The sequence below is a fragment of the Dyadobacter sp. genome (genome assembly GCF_017744695.1).
Taxonomy (GTDB): Bacteria; Bacteroidota; Bacteroidia; order Cytophagales; family Spirosomataceae; genus Dyadobacter.
The window spans coordinates 243,177-261,615 of the sequence record NZ_JAGIAS010000008.1 but is presented as its reverse complement, the minus strand read 5'-3'; the positions used below and the strand labels follow the sequence as shown (position 1 = coordinate 261,615).

Annotated in this window: 14 protein-coding genes and 1 tRNA gene; 10 read left to right on the top strand and 5 right to left on the bottom strand. The window is 48.6% G+C overall.

Annotated features, from left to right (window positions below):
- The first annotated feature begins 48 nt into the window (after positions 1-48).
- Together J7619_RS26295 and J7619_RS26290 are read left to right on the top strand one after the other, a co-directional pair.
- Positions 49-948: an AraC family transcriptional regulator gene (locus J7619_RS26295; protein ID WP_291206031.1), complete on the top strand. Its 900-nt coding sequence runs from the start codon at positions 49-51 to the stop codon at positions 946-948.
- Between the two features lie 156 nt (positions 949-1,104).
- Entirely contained in the window at positions 1,105-1,485 is a 381-nt protein-coding gene (locus tag J7619_RS26290) for a nuclear transport factor 2 family protein (RefSeq protein WP_291206028.1), read from the top strand.
- 37 nt (positions 1,486-1,522) lie between these two features.
- Here J7619_RS26290 and J7619_RS26285 read toward each other — a convergent pair whose 3' ends face one another.
- The 4 genes from J7619_RS26285 to J7619_RS26270 all read right to left on the bottom strand — a co-directional run bounded on the left by J7619_RS26285 (position 1,523) and on the right by J7619_RS26270 (position 6,700).
- The gene (locus J7619_RS26285) at positions 1,523-3,880 is read right to left on the bottom strand and encodes an ABC transporter permease (RefSeq protein WP_291206024.1); all 2,358 of its coding nucleotides are present in this window, start codon (positions 3,878-3,880) and stop codon (positions 1,523-1,525) included.
- 609 nt (positions 3,881-4,489) lie between these two features.
- A complete protein-coding gene (locus tag J7619_RS26280; protein ID WP_291206021.1) occupies positions 4,490-4,918 on the bottom strand; it encodes a hypothetical protein in 429 nt (142 codons plus the stop codon).
- A gap of 338 nt (positions 4,919-5,256) precedes the next feature.
- Positions 5,257-5,340: transfer RNA gene (locus tag J7619_RS26275), tRNA-Leu, on the bottom strand.
- A gap of 115 nt (positions 5,341-5,455) precedes the next feature.
- On the bottom strand, positions 5,456-6,700 hold the full coding sequence (locus J7619_RS26270) for an ABC transporter permease (RefSeq protein ID WP_291206018.1): 1,245 nt from the start codon (positions 6,698-6,700) through the stop codon (positions 5,456-5,458).
- A 203-nt stretch (positions 6,701-6,903) separates the two neighbouring features.
- On the opposite strand from J7619_RS26270, the gene J7619_RS26265 reads away from it, so the two are divergent.
- The 8 genes from J7619_RS26265 (at position 6,904) to J7619_RS26230 (ending at position 17,394) form a co-directional block, all read left to right on the top strand.
- Positions 6,904-8,166, top strand: coding sequence for an asparagine synthetase B (locus J7619_RS26265; protein ID WP_409012769.1), 1,263 nt, complete (start codon positions 6,904-6,906; stop codon positions 8,164-8,166).
- Between the two features lie 187 nt (positions 8,167-8,353).
- A complete protein-coding gene (locus J7619_RS26260; protein ID WP_291206012.1) occupies positions 8,354-9,598 on the top strand; it encodes an efflux RND transporter periplasmic adaptor subunit in 1,245 nt (414 codons plus the stop codon).
- On the top strand, positions 9,595-11,046 hold the full coding sequence (locus tag J7619_RS26255; RefSeq protein ID WP_291206009.1) for a TolC family protein: 1,452 nt from the start codon (positions 9,595-9,597) through the stop codon (positions 11,044-11,046). The genes J7619_RS26260 and J7619_RS26255 overlap by 4 nt, the downstream gene beginning before the upstream one ends.
- Before the next feature lie 304 nt (positions 11,047-11,350).
- Positions 11,351-12,013, top strand: coding sequence for an ABC transporter ATP-binding protein (locus J7619_RS26250; protein ID WP_291206006.1), 663 nt, complete (start codon positions 11,351-11,353; stop codon positions 12,011-12,013).
- 35 nt (positions 12,014-12,048) lie between these two features.
- Positions 12,049-13,293: an ABC transporter permease gene (locus J7619_RS26245; RefSeq protein WP_291206003.1), complete on the top strand. Its 1,245-nt coding sequence runs from the start codon at positions 12,049-12,051 to the stop codon at positions 13,291-13,293.
- Positions 13,294-13,325: 32 nt separating this feature from the next.
- Positions 13,326-14,492: an ABC transporter permease gene (locus J7619_RS26240; protein WP_291206000.1), complete on the top strand. Its 1,167-nt coding sequence runs from the start codon at positions 13,326-13,328 to the stop codon at positions 14,490-14,492.
- 245 nt (positions 14,493-14,737) lie between these two features.
- Positions 14,738-16,111, top strand: coding sequence for a sigma-54 dependent transcriptional regulator (locus J7619_RS26235; protein WP_291205997.1), 1,374 nt, complete (start codon positions 14,738-14,740; stop codon positions 16,109-16,111).
- Positions 16,108-17,394, top strand: coding sequence for a PAS domain-containing sensor histidine kinase (locus J7619_RS26230; RefSeq protein WP_291205994.1), 1,287 nt, complete (start codon positions 16,108-16,110; stop codon positions 17,392-17,394). The genes J7619_RS26235 and J7619_RS26230 overlap by 4 nt, the downstream gene beginning before the upstream one ends.
- A 4-nt stretch (positions 17,395-17,398) precedes the next feature.
- Here J7619_RS26230 and J7619_RS26225 read toward each other — a convergent pair whose 3' ends face one another.
- Complete coding sequence (locus J7619_RS26225) at positions 17,399-18,412, bottom strand: phosphotriesterase (RefSeq protein WP_291205991.1); 1,014 nt, start codon at positions 18,410-18,412, stop codon at positions 17,399-17,401.
- Between the last annotated feature and the right edge of the window lie 27 nt (positions 18,413-18,439).

Sequence of the window (18,439 nt, the reverse complement as noted above, 5' to 3'; positions counted from 1 at the left end):
AAACTTTGGTCATCAAAGACATTTACCTTTGATAAAAATTCCGACATCATGGATCATCAACTGAGTTTCGACACGGTAGATCAATACAATACATTTAATGATCATCTGACCAGGCATCCCCTGATTAGTGTTGTGGATTTTGCCAAAGCGCCACCCCGGCATCGTTCGCGAATGCGTTTTGGTTTTTATGCAATCATGCTAAAAGATCAGAAGACAGGGGATATTCGTTACGGCCGTCATTATTATGACTACCAAAATGGAACGATGCTATTCTTTGCCCCCGGACAGGTTGTAAATGTAGAATATGAGGACGACTTCTATCAACCGCTCGGATACGCCCTTGTGATTCATCCGGATTTACTGCATGGTATGCCCCTTGGACAGAACATTCAGGACTATCCATTTTTTGGTTACCAGGTTCATGAAGCCCTCCATTTGTCGGATTCCGAACGTGCAACAGTCCTTGATTGCTACGCCAAAATAGACACAGAACTACACCAATCTATTGACCAGCACAGTAAACGGATACTTGTAGCGCAGGTTGAAGTCTTGTTAAATTACTGCCTACGGTTCTATGATAGGCAGTTTATAACAAGAAATTATGTAAACAAGGGGATCTTGGAACGGTTTGAAAACTTGCTAAGGGACTATTTTACATCTGGCCGACCAGATTTCCTGGGACTACCTACCGTCGGTTGGTGTGCTAGTGAGTTAAATTTGTCGGCTAGTTACTTTGGTGAACTGATCAAAAAGGACACGGGTAAATCAGCATTAGAGTACATTCAAGACAGAGTAATCAACGAAGGCAAAGCACGCCTCTTTGACAACAATAAATCCGTAAGTGAAGTAGCGTATGAGTTAGGCTTCAAGTATCCTAATCACTTCACACGTTTGTTCAAACAGCACGTAGGTATTACTCCAAACCAATACAAAACTGGTATTCAATAACTCAGATATCACGTCGGCCTACATAGTTGAACAAAGGTATTCCCCAACCGCACGAAATCTGAACCAGGCAAATGTCGGCCACGATTAATTGGCGAGTGCTAGGATGAATCGTGAAATGTGGGGCAATCTTGAGTTCTAGAAGTAAAAAATAGAAATATGGAAAAAACGGAAATTACCAGAGAGGACGTAGTTGAGGCTGAAAACAAACTTTTTTCGGCCCAACTTGTGAGTAACGTGGATACTCTCGATCAACTGTTACACAATGATTTAATTGCAGTTGCGCCGACAGGACAAGTTCTGACGAAAAAAATGGACCTGGACTCACATAAAGCAAAAACAATGATTATTGAAGACGCTTCCACAATCATTGATGAGATTAAAATACTTGGCGACACCGCACTTTCAATCGTTACAATGACAGCGAAGGGAAAAATGATGGGAACACCATTAGAGGGGAAATTTAGATATTTCAGAGTTTGGAAGCGCTTTCGTGATGGGTTGAAAGTGATCGGCGCAAGTTTTATGCAACTACCATAGGATATACCTGGCGTCAGCTCGAATAGCTGTATTGCTCTTACTCGGCCCTGATCGATTGGATAGGGTTGATCAAAGCCGCTTTGACACTCTGAAAACAAATAGTAAGCAGCGCGGTGACCATAGCCAGCAAGCCTGCCAGTAAGAAAGTCCACCAACGCATCTCCACTTTATAGGCAAAATCTTTTAGCCAGTGGTCCATCGCAAACCAGGCAATGGGCGACGCGATTACAATGGCGACGAGCACCAGCTTAATAAACTCCTTCGATAGCAACGTGGTAATGTTCAGGACGGTTGCCCCAAGCACTTTCCGGATGCCGATTTCTTTGGTGCGCTGTTCGGTGGTAAATGACGTTAAGCCGAGTAACCCGAGACATGAAATCACCATGGCAACTCCTGCGAAGAAGTTAAAAAGGCGGCCAGTTTGCTCCTCGGTGTGATAGAGCGCATTGTAGTTAGCATCGAGAAATGCGTATTCAAACGGGTAGGCGGGCATGTACTGTTTCCATACCCGTTCGGCTTTTTGAATAGCCGCTGGCGCGAGTTGTGCCGTAGTGTGCACATGTACTTGGTAATGCCGGTTGGGAAGGCTGAATATGACCAAAGGCATAATTGGCTCGCGAATTGAAGTAATGTTAAAATCTTTCACGATACCAATGATCGTCCCTTCCGTGCCGTCGAGTTTGAAGCGCTTACCGATCGGATCTTTGATCCCCGTTTGTTTGAGCGCCGTTTCATTGATAATAATCGAGGCAGAGTCCGCCCTGGTGCCGCTGAAATTCCTGCCTGCGGTCAGTTTCAGTTTAAAATTGGGAATAAAATCCTGATCGACATTTAATTGTGCCATAATCATCGATCTGCCCTTGGCCTTGCCATCCCAATCCGTCGACAACGTACCTGTTAAGACATTGACCGGCGTGTCTGTGGAAGTACTCACACCCAGGATGCTCGATTCTCGGCTTAGTACCTGTTTGATCTGTGGCGTGAAATTCCGTCCATCGAACGTGAAGGTGTGTTTCCGGTCAAAGCCCGGATCGCGATCACGTATGAAACGCATTTGTTCACCAATCACAAAGGTGTCAACAATGAGCATTGTTGCCAGCGTGAACTGAGCCATCACCAGCGATTTACGCAGCAAAGCGCCATGGGCGCGGCTGGAACGTCCTTTTAAGGCCTGGATGGGATTAAAACCCGAAATCAGAAATGCGGGATACAGTCCCGCCAGAACAAAACAGAATGTAAGTGTACCGAGCAGGATTTGCCACGTCTGCGGATCGAAAAGTGAAAAATGTCCTGACTTGCCCGTCATGCTCGTGTAAAATGGCAGGATTGCTTGTAATAGCCCAATGGATAAGATTAATGAAAGGCTCAATGTCAGTAAAGATTCCACCAGTAACTGGATGGCCAATTGTTGTGAGCCTGCACCAACGACTTTGCGAATGCCAATTTCCTTGGACCTCCTCGTCGCACGGGCGGTAGTCAGATTGACATAATTAATACAACCTATGCTAAGCAAAAGCAGCGCAACAGCTCCCATTATCCCCACCTGTTTAGCAGCGGATTCATTTCCCTCGACCGGATAGAGATGGATGTCGGAAAGCGGCTGTAACCTGAATTCAGACGTGGTTGTAGCGTCTTTCAGCATTTTAGCCTGGATGGAAGTCAATTTTTTTGCCACAGCCGACGGATCGGCATCGGCCACCAGTTTTACGTAAGTTCCAAACCCGTAATCATCCCAATTTTCATCTACCCGTCGTACTCCTTTTTGGGAATTCAGGGTTTTCAAAATCGCCAGGTTTACGTACATATCGTTTCTGAATGACGAATTATCCGGTGCATTTTCGAAAACAGCGCTTACTGTGAATGTTGTGTTGCTTTCAACATTGATGATGGTTTTTCCGATGGCATCTGCCGTGCCGAAGAACTTGCGGGCCAGTTTCTCGGACAACACGACAGCGTTAGGGGCAGGGAAAAGTGCGTTTTTGTTGCCATAAAGCACTTTGAAGCCATTGAAGACTTCAATAAAATTGGCATCTGTATAAGCCAGGTTGCCTTTTTCCGTAAATGTTTTGTTGTTGACGAGGAAAGTGGCTGATGGATAATCGCCCATACGCACGGAACTTTGCACCTCGGGCACTTCCCTGCGCGCTACCACCGCGATGGGTCCGGGCGTTGCGGTAGATGTGTATTCGTCCTCACCTTTGCCAAAATGCGTATTGACCTGGTAAATTCGCTCGGCATCGGCATGGAAGCGATCAAAATCGAGCTCATCCTGCACCCACTGAAACAGTAGCAAACTTACAGCCAGCACCACGGCCAGACCGCCAATGTTCAATGCAGAATACCAGCCGCCCAAACGCATATTGCGAAAGGCTACTTTGAAATAATTTCGAATCATGGGCTAAGAGAGTGAGGTATTTATAGGTAATACCAGCTTAGTTGTGATAGTGTTGCAAACCCAAGTGAAACACGTTTTTTAGTTATCCCAAATTTGAGAATGGAATAGACTCGCAAGACGGGCACTGTTTTACCTTTTTGCTCTTGCTCTCGAATGTAATTGAGTGCCGAACCGCGGGGAGGATATTTTATATTTAATTTGCTGAAAATCAATATATTAAATCGGTACTGTCCGTTAAGAAATGGTTAGTGGTCAGAGCTTCGCTTGATTACCCACGCGGATGAACCTAAAAGATCCTAAGGTATTTTTTGAACGGATTTATACACAAAAAAGCCCCTCAGCTTACGCCGAAGGGCTACCATACCCGCAACGGAATAAATGTCGAACCAAATTCTGATCGAGTTACAGAAGTTGTTAGATATAATTATCTAAAATGAAATTATTATTTGTTGATTAATTATTAATGTGTGGTGGCTGCCATGAAAATTCCAGGAATACTGCCGTACACATTCAAGGGTTTTTGTATACGCCCAAATAGACGGATGCGACAACGTTCGTCACAAAAAATGAGGGTTTTTGAGATTTATGGATAAGTAAACAATCTCATAATCACTCTCGGATGTATTTCTTTGTTAACACGCGCGGCGCGCAACCTGAAAATACTACTAGCTCATCATTTGTCTGAAAAATGTTCCATGCAGTAGAGCAAACCATACAATCTACAGGCCCACATTTCTCGGAAATTTCCCTCGCTATATCTTTATTTATGACAAACCACTCCCCGTTAACCTGATACACCTTAGGTGCGCAGCAATTAGGCAAATTCCTAGAATCTAGTATAACACCATCGTGCGTAAAACTGACATTCGATTCTCCAGGGACAGAAACCCATTCTGGTTTGTCATTCACAATTGTTTCTGTGGCCACATATTTCCAAGTGCCAACAATGCCTTCGATTTCCGGAGCCGGTTTTGGATTATCGCTTTTGCAAGCAAAAAGGGCAAACAGGAGTATTGGTACTAGTACGAGATTTTTCATATTTTGAAGTTTTTGAATAGGATGGGTGTTGATCTGTAATAGTTGGAAACCTTGGAATTTTATTAATCACGGATGTAACGTCCTCAATAGTTTTAATACACTAAATATCTCAGTCTCAAAAAACGTCGGTTGCTGATGCACAACTGCCACCGACATTTTCCGAGACCGAACAATAGTGACAAGCACCTGTTTAGTCCCCAAGTTTTGGCATTGATCCAAAGATAAATCCTATGCGCTCCACAAGTTTTTGATTTGATCCGTTTTCGGACAAGTCTGAATTGCAATTTTCAGTGACTGTAAATGCAAAAAGCCCCTCAGCTTGCGCCGAGGGGCTTGCGTACCCAGAGCCGGAGTCGAACCGGCACGAGTGTTACCTCATTGGTGTTTGAGACCAACGCGTCTACCAATTCCGCCATCTGGGCATTGATCTTCTGGGTTGGGAGTGCAAAAGTAGACAGAAAAAGAGATTAAACAAGCCTGGAATGCAAATTTTTGCAAGATTTTTAGGGAAAATTTCCTGATTTGACCCTAACCTGCTTATTCATAGCGCAGTGCCTCTATCGGGTCCAGGCGCGATGCTTTGATGGCGGGGTAGATGCCCGACAGTACGCCCACCATTACGCATATCGCAATGCCGACGGCCATCCAGAGCCACGGTACTACAAATGTGCTGTTTTCGCTAATCACGCCGGTGATGGAATTGCCGACGATGATCCCGAGGATCAAGCCACCGATACCACCCAGAATGCAAACGACGATGGCTTCGATGAGGAATTGCATGCGGATCACACGCGGAGTGGCGCCGAGGGATTTACGGATACCGATTTCGCGGGTCCGTTCGGTAACTGATACCAGCATAATGTTCATCAATGCGATGGCAGCTCCAAGCAGCGTGACGGTGCCGATTACGAAGCCGCCGACACGGAGGTAACCGGTAATGTTCGCGAAATCCTTCACCATGGCGTCGGCACGGTCAATGGTAAACGAGTCTTCTTTGCCCAGCTCGTCACCGCGGATGCGGCGCATCATGCCTCGCGCCTCCTCGACGATCATATCGCCGTCGGCCACGTTGGGCGCTGAGGCGGTGATATTGTAAGTTAATGCACGATTGGCGGCTAAGCCGCGTCCGTTTTCCAGCGGGATGAGGATGAGCCGGTCGGAGTTGTTATTGCCGCCGAGTGAGCCTTTTTTGTCCAAAACACCAATTACTTTATATCGGCTGCCCATGAAGGTGATCTCTTTATTGAGCGGATCGTTTCGTTCGAAAAGTTTGCGCGCAATTTCCTGACCCAATACTGCAACATTCAGGGATTTTTCGAGGTCATTCTTGTCCAGATTACGGCCGAGGCTGATCTTGTAGCCGTTAATGCCCAGGTAATGGTCGTCGGAGCCGACCACGTTGCTGTTCGGGTTGGTTTTGTTACTCCGGTAGTTGACCTGAACCGCTCCCGCAATGTCGGCCGAAAGGGAAGCTGTGGCCTGGTAGGTGGCTTTGAATTTGTCGGCGAAGGTTTTGGCCTGACGGTAGGTGACCGACGGATATTGTTTGCTGTGGCGCCCTCCGCTTCGGAAATCGTCATCCACACGATTGCGAACGGTAAAGGTGTTGGCGCCGAGGTCGGCGAAGCTGCTGTTCACGGAGCCCTGAATGCCGTCGATGGCCGTGAGTATCCCTACGAGGGAAGTAATGCCGATGGCGATGATCATGGCTGTCAGCACAGTCCGGAGGAGGTTACTTTGGATTGAACGCAGGCCTTCTTCGATGTTTTCGCGTATAATCATGGCATATAAAGGTGGTGCACCAGAAACAGGGTTTGGTCGTTAGTAATAGTGTCTGTACGGAATCCGCAAAGGGCTGAATTGCTGCCGGACGCCAGAAACCGGTACGAGTTTTGTGGCAGATTTCGGAACGTGCCGGATTCTTTATTATATTTAATCTTTACCTGAATGTAAAACTGCGCATGAAAGTCGAAAGAATCAAACCAGTGATACGCCTGTATATCCCGCTCGTCATTTTTTTGATCGGCTCGCTGAATGCTATGGCAAACCGCCTGCTGATCCCGATGGACGAGTCGCAAAAGAACCATTTGAAGGCTTACGGCATATCTTTCTGGATACTGAAAAACTATGAAATGGAAATGGACTGGCTCCTCAACTACCGGGGCGGCAGTTTTATGGTGGCTTACAATCAGCAGTTTGCGTCTGAAATGACCGTGCGCGGCGTGAGCTTCGAGGTGATTTCAGAAGGCCAGGCAGGACAGATATTAAACCAGATCAGTTCGCCGGACGTGAATATGGATGCCGTGAAACTGCAAAAAGCACCCCGCATTGCGGTGTATTCTCCCAAATCCAAGCTGCCATGGGACGATGCGGTGACGCTGGTGCTTACCTATGCCGAGATTCCGTACGATGTGGTGTACGACGACGAAGTTTTGAACAATAAATTACCCGAATACGACTGGCTGCATTTGCACCACGAAGACTTTACGGGGCAGTTTGGTAAATTCTTCCAATACAAGGATTACCCCTGGTACCGCGAGCAGAAGAAGGAAGCAGAAGAGACCGCCACCAAATTCCAGTTCAATAACGTGCCGCAAATGAAGCTGGCGGTCGCCAAAAAAATCGCCGAGTTTGTAACCGGGGGAGGGTATATGTTCGCGATGTGTAATGCGACGGATACCTTTGACATTGCGCTGGCGGCCGACGGCGTGGATATCGTGGACGCTATGTACGACGGCACGCCCGCCGACCCTGCTGCTAATACCAAGCTGAACTATGGCAATTCGTTTGCATTTCAGGATTTCAAAACAATTCCTTATCCGTATGAAATCGAGTTTTCGGACATCGACAACCAGCCCGACGAACGGGGTATGATCGAAGCGAACGACTTTTTCTCGCTCTTCCAGTTTTCGGCCAAATGGGACCCGGTGCCGAGCATGCTCACCCAAAATCACCAGACCATTATCAAAGGCTTCCTGGGGCAGACCACCGCATTCAAAAACCGGTTGATTAAACCGGAAGTGATCATCCTGGCGGAGAACAAGAATGCCAAGGAAGCACGCTACATTCACAGTACGCACGGCAAGGGCTTTTTCACCTTCTATGGCGGCCACGATCCGGAGGATTACCAGCACCGTGTAGGTGAAGAACCTACCGATTTGAACCTCCATCCGAACTCGGCGGGCTATCGTCTGATCCTGAATAACATTCTTTTTCCGGCGGCAAAAAAGAAAAAATTAAAGACCTGACCGGAAAGCTAACAGCGGAAGAAAAGCGTTTGAAACCACACAAACCGTGCGTTATCGCACGGTTTTTTGTTTTTGTTTTGTGAGTTAATTTATTGATGTTTAGCTGGTTGCGTATTGGCACGGATTTCGGATATGTAAAGGCATATTAGCCATGAATTTTTCCACCGAAACCTCCAATCAAATCCACATGGATCGGGAAATTGCACCGGAATATGTCAAGCAAACCAGGAACCGCCGATGGGTTGTCGTCGGTGCCGTCGTCATAGGGCTTGCAGTTCTGTTTTATTTTTTCAAAAAGTCGCTTTCCAGCACGCTCGAAAGCGCACGCGTCAGAACGGGGACAGTCGAAACCGGTGATGTCGAAAACACGCTTACTGCTTCGGGAGAAATTATCCCGGCCTACGAGCAAATCTTCGCAAGTCCCATTCGCGCGAGCATCAAGCGCATACTGCTTACCCCCGGAACGCGCGTAAAGCCGGGGCAACCAATCGTTGAACTCGATAAATCGTTGACGGAAATCGAGTTTGAACGCTACAAAGACCAGCTGGAACTGAAAAAGAATGGTATCGACCAGTTGCGGATGAAGCTGAACAAGAATTTGTACGATGCTGAGATTAATGACAAGATCAAGTCTTTGAATATCAATAAACTGAAAGCAGATTTTGAAGATGCCAAAAGGCTGCAAAAAGTGGGTGGAGGAACCGTCGAGGATGTTACCCGTGCCGAAAATGCATTGAAAATCGCTGAACTTGAAAAGCGACAGCTGGAAAACGACCTCAAATACAACCGCGAATCGATGGGTGCGAGCCTGCGCGAGACCGAGCTGGGGGCGCAGATCGAAAGCAAAAATTTGCAAGAGTTACAGCATAAGCTCAAAATGGCCGACATTATTGCCGATCGGCCGGGTGTGCTCACGTGGGTGAACGAGAATATCGGTTCATCGGTGAACGAAGGCGAAATGCTGGCCAAAGTGGCCGATCTGGGTAGTTTTCGTGTAGAAGGAAGCTGTTCGGACGTATATGCGGACCAGGTGAAAGCGGGGCTCGGGGCTGTTATCAAAATTAATGAGGTGCAGCTGCGCGGGGTGATTACGCAAGTGAAACCTGCCGTAAAGGATGGCGTGATTGGCTTCACGATCCAGCTCGACAATGCGCGCAACGAATCACTCAGGCCCAATATGAAGGTGGAAGTGTATGTGGTTACAAGCAAAAGTGCCCAAACACTGCGTGTCGCAAACGGCCCCGCGTTTACGGGTAAGCGGAAGCAATATGTTTACATTCTCGAAAATGGCAAGGCGCGTCGGCGGGAGATTGAAACAGGGCTCTCCAATTTTGATTATGTCGAAATCAAAAGCGGCTTGAAAGTAGGGGAGAAGGTGATCCTCACCAATATGAATGACTACGAACATCTGGAAGAGCTAACCATTCAATGACCATGCGACAGCTTTTCCTCTGGATTTTCGTCTTACTTTCCGGCGCCGTTTCTGCGCAAATACGCAAGTTAACGCTCGAAGAAGTCGTACAGCAATCCAAAGAGCAATCGATTGCTTCTAAACAGGCCGTAACGCAAAAAAAGACCAACTACTGGCAGTTTCGCTCGTTCCAGGCCGACTATAAACCGCAGCTGAGTCTGCTTGGAACAGTCCCGGGATTTACACGTTCCTTCATCCAGGTCGTGCAGCCCGATGGTACGGTTTCTTTCCAGCAAGTTTCGAACAACAATTCGACGCTCAACCTGTCGCTCAGCCAAAGTATAGCCATGACAGGCGGGACGATTTATATGCAGCAGCAAATGCAGCGTTTCGACGATTTTCAACGCGACGTTACCCGCTATAATGGTATCCCGTTTGAAATAGGCATCAAACAGCCGCTTTTCCAGTTCAACCCGTTGAAATGGGACCGTAGGATTTCACCGTTGAAATACCAGGAAGGCAGCCAGCAATACATTCAATCGCTGGAACAGGTGGCTTTGGATGCGACCGGCTACTACTTCGATTTGCTGGTGTCGCAGGTGAATTTGCAGATTGCCGAGAAAAACCGGAGTAATAATGACACGCTTTTTAAAATTGCGAAGCACAAGCTCGCATTGGGTAAGATTTCTCAAAATGACCTTTTGCAGTTGCAAATGGGCCTGCTTACTGCCCAAAAGGACCTCGCTTCGGCTCAGCAATCGGCGGCTGTGGCCTCGCTCAAACTGAAAATGTACATGGGTTCGCGTGACGAACGGGACCTGGAACTCGGTATTCCGGCTGAGGCAAGCGAATTCGCGATCGATCCCCAAGTGGCGCTCGACGAAGCATTTGCAAACCGCTCGGCCTCTGTGGCCTTTCGCCGCAGATTGCTCGAAGCGGAGCGCGATGTGCAGCAGGCCAGGAAAAACAACGGATTGAACGCAACGCTGAATGCCACTTTCGGATTGTCGAATCAGGGTAACCTTCCGCGCGATGTGTACGTGAGCCCGCAGGATCGGGAGTTTGTGGAGCTGCAACTCACGCTGCCCATCCTCACCTGGGGACGGAACAAGGCCAGGACGGAGGTAGCCCGTGCCGCTCAGGAATTTGCGCAGCAATCGGTGGAGCAGGATAAGCTTACCTTCGAACAGGAAATATTTACCCAGGTAACCCTTTTACAAATGCTTCAAAAGCAGGTAAAGCTCACGCAGGTGGCCGACGGCATTGCGGCCGATCGCTACCAGATCGCCAAGGAACGGTTCATTCTCAGCGATCTCAGCGTAACCGACCTCGGCATCGCCACGCAGGAAAAAGACATAGCCCGCCGCGACTACATTCTCGCATTGAGGGATTACTGGCAGGCCTATTATAGCCTCCGGCTGCTGACACTTTATGACTTCGAACGAGGTAGGAAGATAAGTTATCAATGAGTGAATGAGTGAATGAGTGAATTCTGAATGAGCGAATTTTGAATGATTGACCGGGTCGCCGGAGCGATGACCGAATGATTGAGTAAGTCGCCAAAAGGTCAGAAGTAGTCATGAAATTGTCAAGATTAGTTTAAACACAACACCTGACAACACTTGACCAGACCTGACTTCCCATTCACTCATCGCTCCGGCGACCCGGTCGCTCATTCACTCATTCACTCATTCACTCATTCAAAATTCATTCACTCATTCACTCATTCAATCATTCAAAATTCAAAAACATCCAACAAACCAGTACCGTGCCATGATCAAACTCCAAAACGTAGAAAAAGTGTACCGCACCAGTTCGATTGAAACCCTGGCTTTGAACAACATCAACGTCGATGTGAAGAAAGGGGAATTCGTGTCGATTATGGGGCCTTCGGGTTGCGGGAAGAGTACATTGCTGAACATTATCGGACTGCTCGATGCGCCTTCGAAAGGGCAAATCGAAATCGACGGTTCGCCGGTGGAGCGTTATACCGACAAGCACCTGGCCGAACTCCGCAACCGCAAGCTGGGTTTCATTTTTCAGAGCTTCCACCTGATCAATGATCTATCGGTGATAGATAACGTCGAAATTCCGCTGCTTTACCGGAATACGTCGGGCAAGGAGCGTCGCGAGCTTGCGCAGGCGGCCTTGGAAAAGGTGGGGTTGAGCAATCGCATGAAGCATTTTCCGAAGCAACTTTCGGGCGGGCAGAAGCAGCGTGTCGCTATTGCCCGTGCGATCGTCGGCAATCCCGAGATTATCCTCGCCGATGAGCCCACCGGTAACCTCGACAGCGCCATGGGAAACGAAATCCTCGGCATCCTGCAAAAGCTGAATAGTGACGGCGCCACGATCGTAATGGTCACCCACGACGAGGCAATGGCGAAAAAGACCGACAGGCTCATCAGGCTGTTTGACGGGACGCAGGTGGGTTAATGGGTTATTCAATCATTCAATCATCAAATAGCGCCATGCTCTCAAACTATATAAAAATCGCCTGGAAGGTATTGCTGCGGCATCCCTTTTATACTTTCATAACGCTTTTCGGCATTACGCTTACGCTGACGGTGCTGATGGTGGTTACTTCTTTTCTTGATCACCTTTTCGGGTCGCATTATCCGGAAAGCAAGCGCAACCGGTCGCTGTATATTGCGAACATTGTCCAAACCGATTCGGCGAATACGACGATGTCGTCGGGCCCGGCTTCTTTCGAGTTTCTGACGAAATATGCCAAGTCGATCAAATCGGCCGAACGCGTGGCCATTATGAGCAATTTCAGCTTTTCGAACGCTTACACGAATGGTAAGCGGATCAAGCTGAATACCAAATACACCGACGTAGATTTCTGGTCGGTGACCGATTTCGAATTCCTCGAGGGCAAACCTTACGATGAAACGAATATCCGGAATGCCGACCACGTGGTGGTGATTACGGATGCGCTACGCGAACAGTATTTTGGAAACGCTGGGGAAACGGTAGTAGGAAAAACCATTGATATAGAAAACATAAACTACCGCGTGATCGGGGTTGTGAAAGGCAGCCCACCAACAAGGGTCTACACCTATTCGGATGTTTATTTCCCCTATACCGCCCCGAAAAGTAACTATGAGAATAAGGGGATCCGCGGGCGGTTTGCAGCCATTGTCCTGTCTAAAAGTCCCGATGACCTTCCGGCCGTGCAGGCAGAGTTCGACAGCTACGTCGCACGCATCCCGCGTTCGGACTACTCGGATAACAATCATTTCAATGTACTGATCGTCAAGGCGGATACCTATTTCGATCATTTTCTCCACACTTTCGCGCGAAACGACAAGGACCGGATTACGCTTTACGTGATTGTGGGGCTGGTGCTGTTGATGATCATGGGCTTGCCGGCCGTAAATCTGGTGAATGTCAACGTCAGCCGCATTCTCGAACGCGCGTCGGAAATAGGCGTCAGGAAAGCCTTCGGAGCACCTTCGAAAGCCCTTCTATGGCAGTTTATCATCGAAAACGTATTCATTACTTTCATTGGTGGCGCGTTTGCGCTGTTACTGACGCTCGCGGTCATTCATTTTATCAATTCCAGCGGGTGGATCGCTTACGCCGACCTCACGATCAATCTGCCGGTGTTCCTGATCAGCGTATTGGTATGCCTCGTTTTCGGACTACTCTCAGGCGTTTTGCCGGCATTCAGAATGTCGAAACTGAAAATAGCGGAAGCGCTGAAAGTCTGACGTCGATTCACTCATTTTAATCCCGCATAGCCATGCTACGACATCTTTTCAAACTGATTTGGAATAAAAAAGGCACGCATTCCCTGCTCATTATCGAGGTATGGGCCGCTTTTATGGTGCTTTTCGGCGTACTCACGCTCATTGTTTTTAACCTGCGCAACTATTTGCAGCCTATTGGGTTCCAGTATGAGCAGGTATGGAACCTGGAATTATCGTCGAACCAGGATACTACCGATATCGCCGCGAAATTGCAGCGGACGATGCAGCGGGTAAGGTCGTATTCAGAGGTAACCGCTGCCAGCCGGATGAGCAGTAACACGCCTTTTTCGGCCAACCAGATCGGCAATTCGGTCAATTACAACAAGGTCGATGTAGGAGCTGATTTTTACTACACCGATAGCGAGTTCAATCGTGTGCTTGACGTCCCGGTCAAAAAAGGCCGCTGGTATGCCGACGCTGATCTGGTGGGCAAATTCATCCCGATCGTGATCAACCAGGTGATGGAAAACAAGCTGTTTCAGAACGAGTCGGGCCTGAACAAGGTCATTAAGCGCAGCGACAACGTCACGTACAAGGTGGTGGGCGTTGTTGACAAGTTCAAGGGAAAGGGGCTGTTTATGTCGGATAGTCCGGCGCTTTTTCAGCTTTTGGAAAAAAATGATCGTTGGAATTCGAATATTCTTATCAAGACCAAACCGGGCACCGACGCGAACTTTGAAGCAAGGCTGGTGAAAGATGTTGCCATGATGTTGCCAGGCTGGGGTGTGGAAGTAGGTTATCTCAAAGATTCGCGCAAAAACCGTGAAAATCTGACACTCGTTCCTGTACTGATATTTCTGATTGTGAGTGGCTTCTTGCTTACGAATGTAGCGTTGGGACTCTTTGGAGTTTTAAATCTCAATATTGCCAAACGTAAGGGCGAAATAGGCCTGCGCCGTGCTATGGGAGCCACCGAATCAAAAGTTACGGGCCAGTTCCTCGGCGAAATATGGGTACTGGCTACTTTCAGTCTCATTATCGGCCTTATTTTTGCCGTCCAGTTTCCGCTCATGAACGTTTTCGATCTCGATAAGGAAATTTACATCATCGCGATTTTGGCCGCCGTCGCCGTAATTTATATCATTGTAACACTATGCGCCTGGTTCCCCAGCAAGCAAGCCGCCATGATACATCCGGCGGTGGCGTTGCATGAGGAATGAGTGAATGAGTGAATGAGTGAATGTGTGAATGATTGAATGAGTGAATGAGTGAATGTGTGAATGATTGAATGTTTCCTTCGTCAATAAAACAAAGCATTTCAAATTAGGTATTCCAAAACTCAAGCTTGTCAAGCATCAAATTCACCACTAAAATATTCACTCATTCAAAATTCACTCATTCAAAATTCAATCATTCAATCATTCAATCATTCAATCATTCAATCATTAAAAATTAACGACCGCCCATGCTCCTAATCGTAGACGACGACCTGGCTATCCGTACCTCCCTCTTGCTTCTTTTGAAAAAGGAGGGTTTCGAGGTGCGTGGGGCCGGCTCGCCGGAGGAAACGTTTGAAATATTGAAAATGGTGACGCCGGAGCTGATATTGCTCGATCTCAATTTTTCGATCGAAACGTCGGGACGTGAGGGAATGCATTTGTTGCAACGTATCAAAAAACATAATGCGGCTATTCCGGTGGTGCTGATTACTGGTTGGGGGACGATAGACCTCGCGGTGCGGGGAATGAAGGAAGGCGCTGCTGATTTTGTGACCAAACCCTGGCAGAATGATTACCTCATCCAGTCTATCCGCACGATCCTGAACCTGGCTAAACCCGCACAGCAGGCCGGGAGCCGGCGCAAGCTGGACCAGCAATATCATTTCGAAAACATCGTCGGCGAGGACCCGAAGCTGCTTGATATCCTCGAAACCATCGGCCGGGTCGCCCCCACGGACGCGCCTGTGCTCATTACGGGCGAGAGTGGTACAGGGAAGGAACTCGTCGCCGAAGCCATCCACCTGAACAGCCGCCGTAAAATGCGGCCGTTCGTGAAGGTGAACCTGGGCGGCATTTCGTCCACATTGTTCGAAAGCGAGTTGTTCGGGCATGTGCGGGGCGCTTTTACGGATGCCAAAACTGACCGGATGGGCCGTTTCGAAATGGCGCACCGCGGGACAATCTTTCTGGATGAGATCGGAGAGCTGGACTTGTCGAGCCAGGTGAAGCTCCTGCGCGTGTTGCAGGAGCGTACGTTTGAGCCGCTGGGAAGCAGCAAAAGCCGCACAGTGGATGTGCGGGTGATTTGTGCTACCAACCGGAACCTGGAAGAAATGGTGGCGCAGGGCACATTCCGTGAGGACCTCTATTACCGCATTAACCTGATCACCGTTAAACTCCCCGCATTGCGCGAGCGGCCCGACGACATTCCGCTGCTCTCCGCGTTTTTCGCGGATAACCTGAAAACCATTTACAACCGGCCGGAGCTTAAAATAAGCAATGCGGCTTTGAAGTGGCTAAAAACTTTACCGCTGCAAGGCAATATCCGTCAGCTCAAAAACCTGGTAGAGCGGACGGTACTCCTGGCGGGTAATAATGTGCTCGATATCGAGGATTTTCAGCGTAACCTCCATGCCGGTAATGCGGTGTCCGCGCAGAAGCATGTGCCGGAGGTAGGCAGTATTACTTTGGAGGAAATGGAGTACCAGATGATCGTCAGAGCTATGCAGCATCATCAGAACAAGGTGAGCAAGGTGGCCCGATCGCTGGGGATTACCCGCTTTGCATTGTACCGGCGATTGGAGAAATTCGGCATATCGTTTGATTCGGAAGAAGTATGAGGTTATCCACGAAGGCAAAATACATTGCCTATATCGCCATTCTCCACCTGGTACTGATCCTGCTGGTTTATAAACTGCTATTCGAGAATAAGGCCTTCTTTATCGCTTCGGAAGTGTTTTTGCTGCTATCGGCGGGCATGTCTATCGTTCTCTACAACAACTTTATGCAACCTATCCAATTTGTGAAGTCAGGAATCGAAGCCATTAAGGACAAGGACTTTTCGATCAAATTTGTCCCGACGGGCAAAGGGGAGGTCGATGTGCTGATAGAGGTTTATAATATGATGATCGACCAGCTGCGTCAGGAGCGGATCAAGCTGAACGAACAGCATTTCTTTCTGGAAAAACTCATCGAAGCATCGCCTATTTCGATTATTATCCTCGACTATGACGACCGCATTGCATCGCTCAACAGCAAGGCGAAGAGCCAGTTTGAGCATGAAGTTGACGTATTGTTGGGGAAAAAGCCGGAGGAAACCGACCTGCCATTGCTTACCGAGCTCGCAGGTTTGCTCGATGGCGAATCCAGAATGATTAAAACCAATGGTATTGCCACTTTCAAGGCGCAGCGCTCACATTTTATGGACCGTGGCTTCCGGCGTTCGTTTCTGATGATTGAGGAGCTGACCAGTGAAATCCTCGAATCCGAGAAGAATGCCTATGGTAAGGTGATCAGGATGATGGCCCATGAAGTGAACAATACCCTGGGTGCCACTGATTCGATATTGCAGACGACAACGCATTTACTGCCCGACACCGATTACAGCGATATTAAGGACGCATTGTATGTCGCGTCGGAGCGCAATCAGCAACTCACGCGCTTCATGCGCAATTTCGCGGACGTCGTGCGCCTGCCTGCGGCCGTTCAGGAGCGTACGGATATGGGTATGCTCACACGCGATGTAGCCGTATTTATGCAGAATGCGGCATCGGTACGGAATGTGAAGGTATTGAGCGAATCGCCCGAAAACGTATTCTGGGAGGTCGATAAAGGGCAAATGGAGCAGGTACTGATTAATGTGATTAAAAATGCCATAGAAGCTTGTGAAAACGGGCAGGAAGTGCGCATCAGTGTCGCGAGCGATCGTCTGGTCGTGCGTAATAATGGAAAGCCGATCGACCCGGACGTGAGTACTCAGTTGTTCAACCCGTTTTTCAGTACCAAGCGGGACGGACAGGGCATCGGTCTCACATTAACCCGCGAAATACTAGGCAACCACGGATTCGATTTTGCATTGGAGACGGGGGCCGACGGCTGGACCGAATTCAGGATTGAGAACTAGGGCCTCAACCTTTCCGAATACTTATAGCAAAGGCTTTCGCCGGGTTGGTGACCATTAATGCGTGGACATCCGCGTCCGTGAATCCTTGCCCTTTTAATGCGGGAATGAGTTTGTCGGAAATGGTCGTGTATCCCCGAAATTCACCTCCGTCAGGTTCTCCCGGGCGGTACCATCCGGCATCGTGCGAAATGAGGATTTGCCGTAGCCGACCTTTGCTTTTCAGAAACGTCATCCATTCCACGTGTCTGGCGATATTGCCGGTATTCACACCGTCCAGACTGATCCAGCAGCCGCTTTTGCCGACATCATCCAGCTCTTCCGGGCTCCCGCCCGCATGTACCCATACAAACGCGGAGGCATGCACACCGGATTGTTTTAATATCTCTATCTCCTCCCGCGCAGGCAACGCGGGGCCTGTGTGGGAGCATATGGTAAGTCCGGTTTTCAAATGCGTGAGCGCAGCGGCTTTGATCAGCTTTTGATGAAGTTCCGATAAACTACCACTATTGACACCGGTTTTGATAAATCCGGGCCGAATCCCTGTATCATCGATCCCTTTTTCAAATTCGGCGATCCAGCGATGAGCGAGTTGTTCTGCGGTGTCGGTGAATGCCCATTTGGGCAGGTATTTGTTGTCGGAAGCGCCGTAATAGCCGGTATTGGTGAGGATGTTCAAGCCTGATTTTTCAGAAAGCTTTTTAAGCAGAATCACATCCCTGCCAATGAATGCCGGGGTACACTCCATTAATGTTCGAATACCCCGCTGTTTGATCTCGAGCAAATAAGGCAGGACTTTACGAATCACTTCGTCATGCTTCCAGCGGTCTGGCGAGATCTTCTCCGCGCCGATAAAATCGACCAGCACATGCTCGTGAATCAGCGATTTACCAAGCTCGGAGGTAGCAATTTTTCCCTTGACAGAATAGGTATAAGGGGAGGCTGCAGGTCTCATTCCCGCAACAAGGGGAGCTGCGCCGATGGTGGCGAGGAAGTGCCTGCGGGAAATGTGTGGTGCCATTATTCAGCCTTTTCATATAGTAAAAGG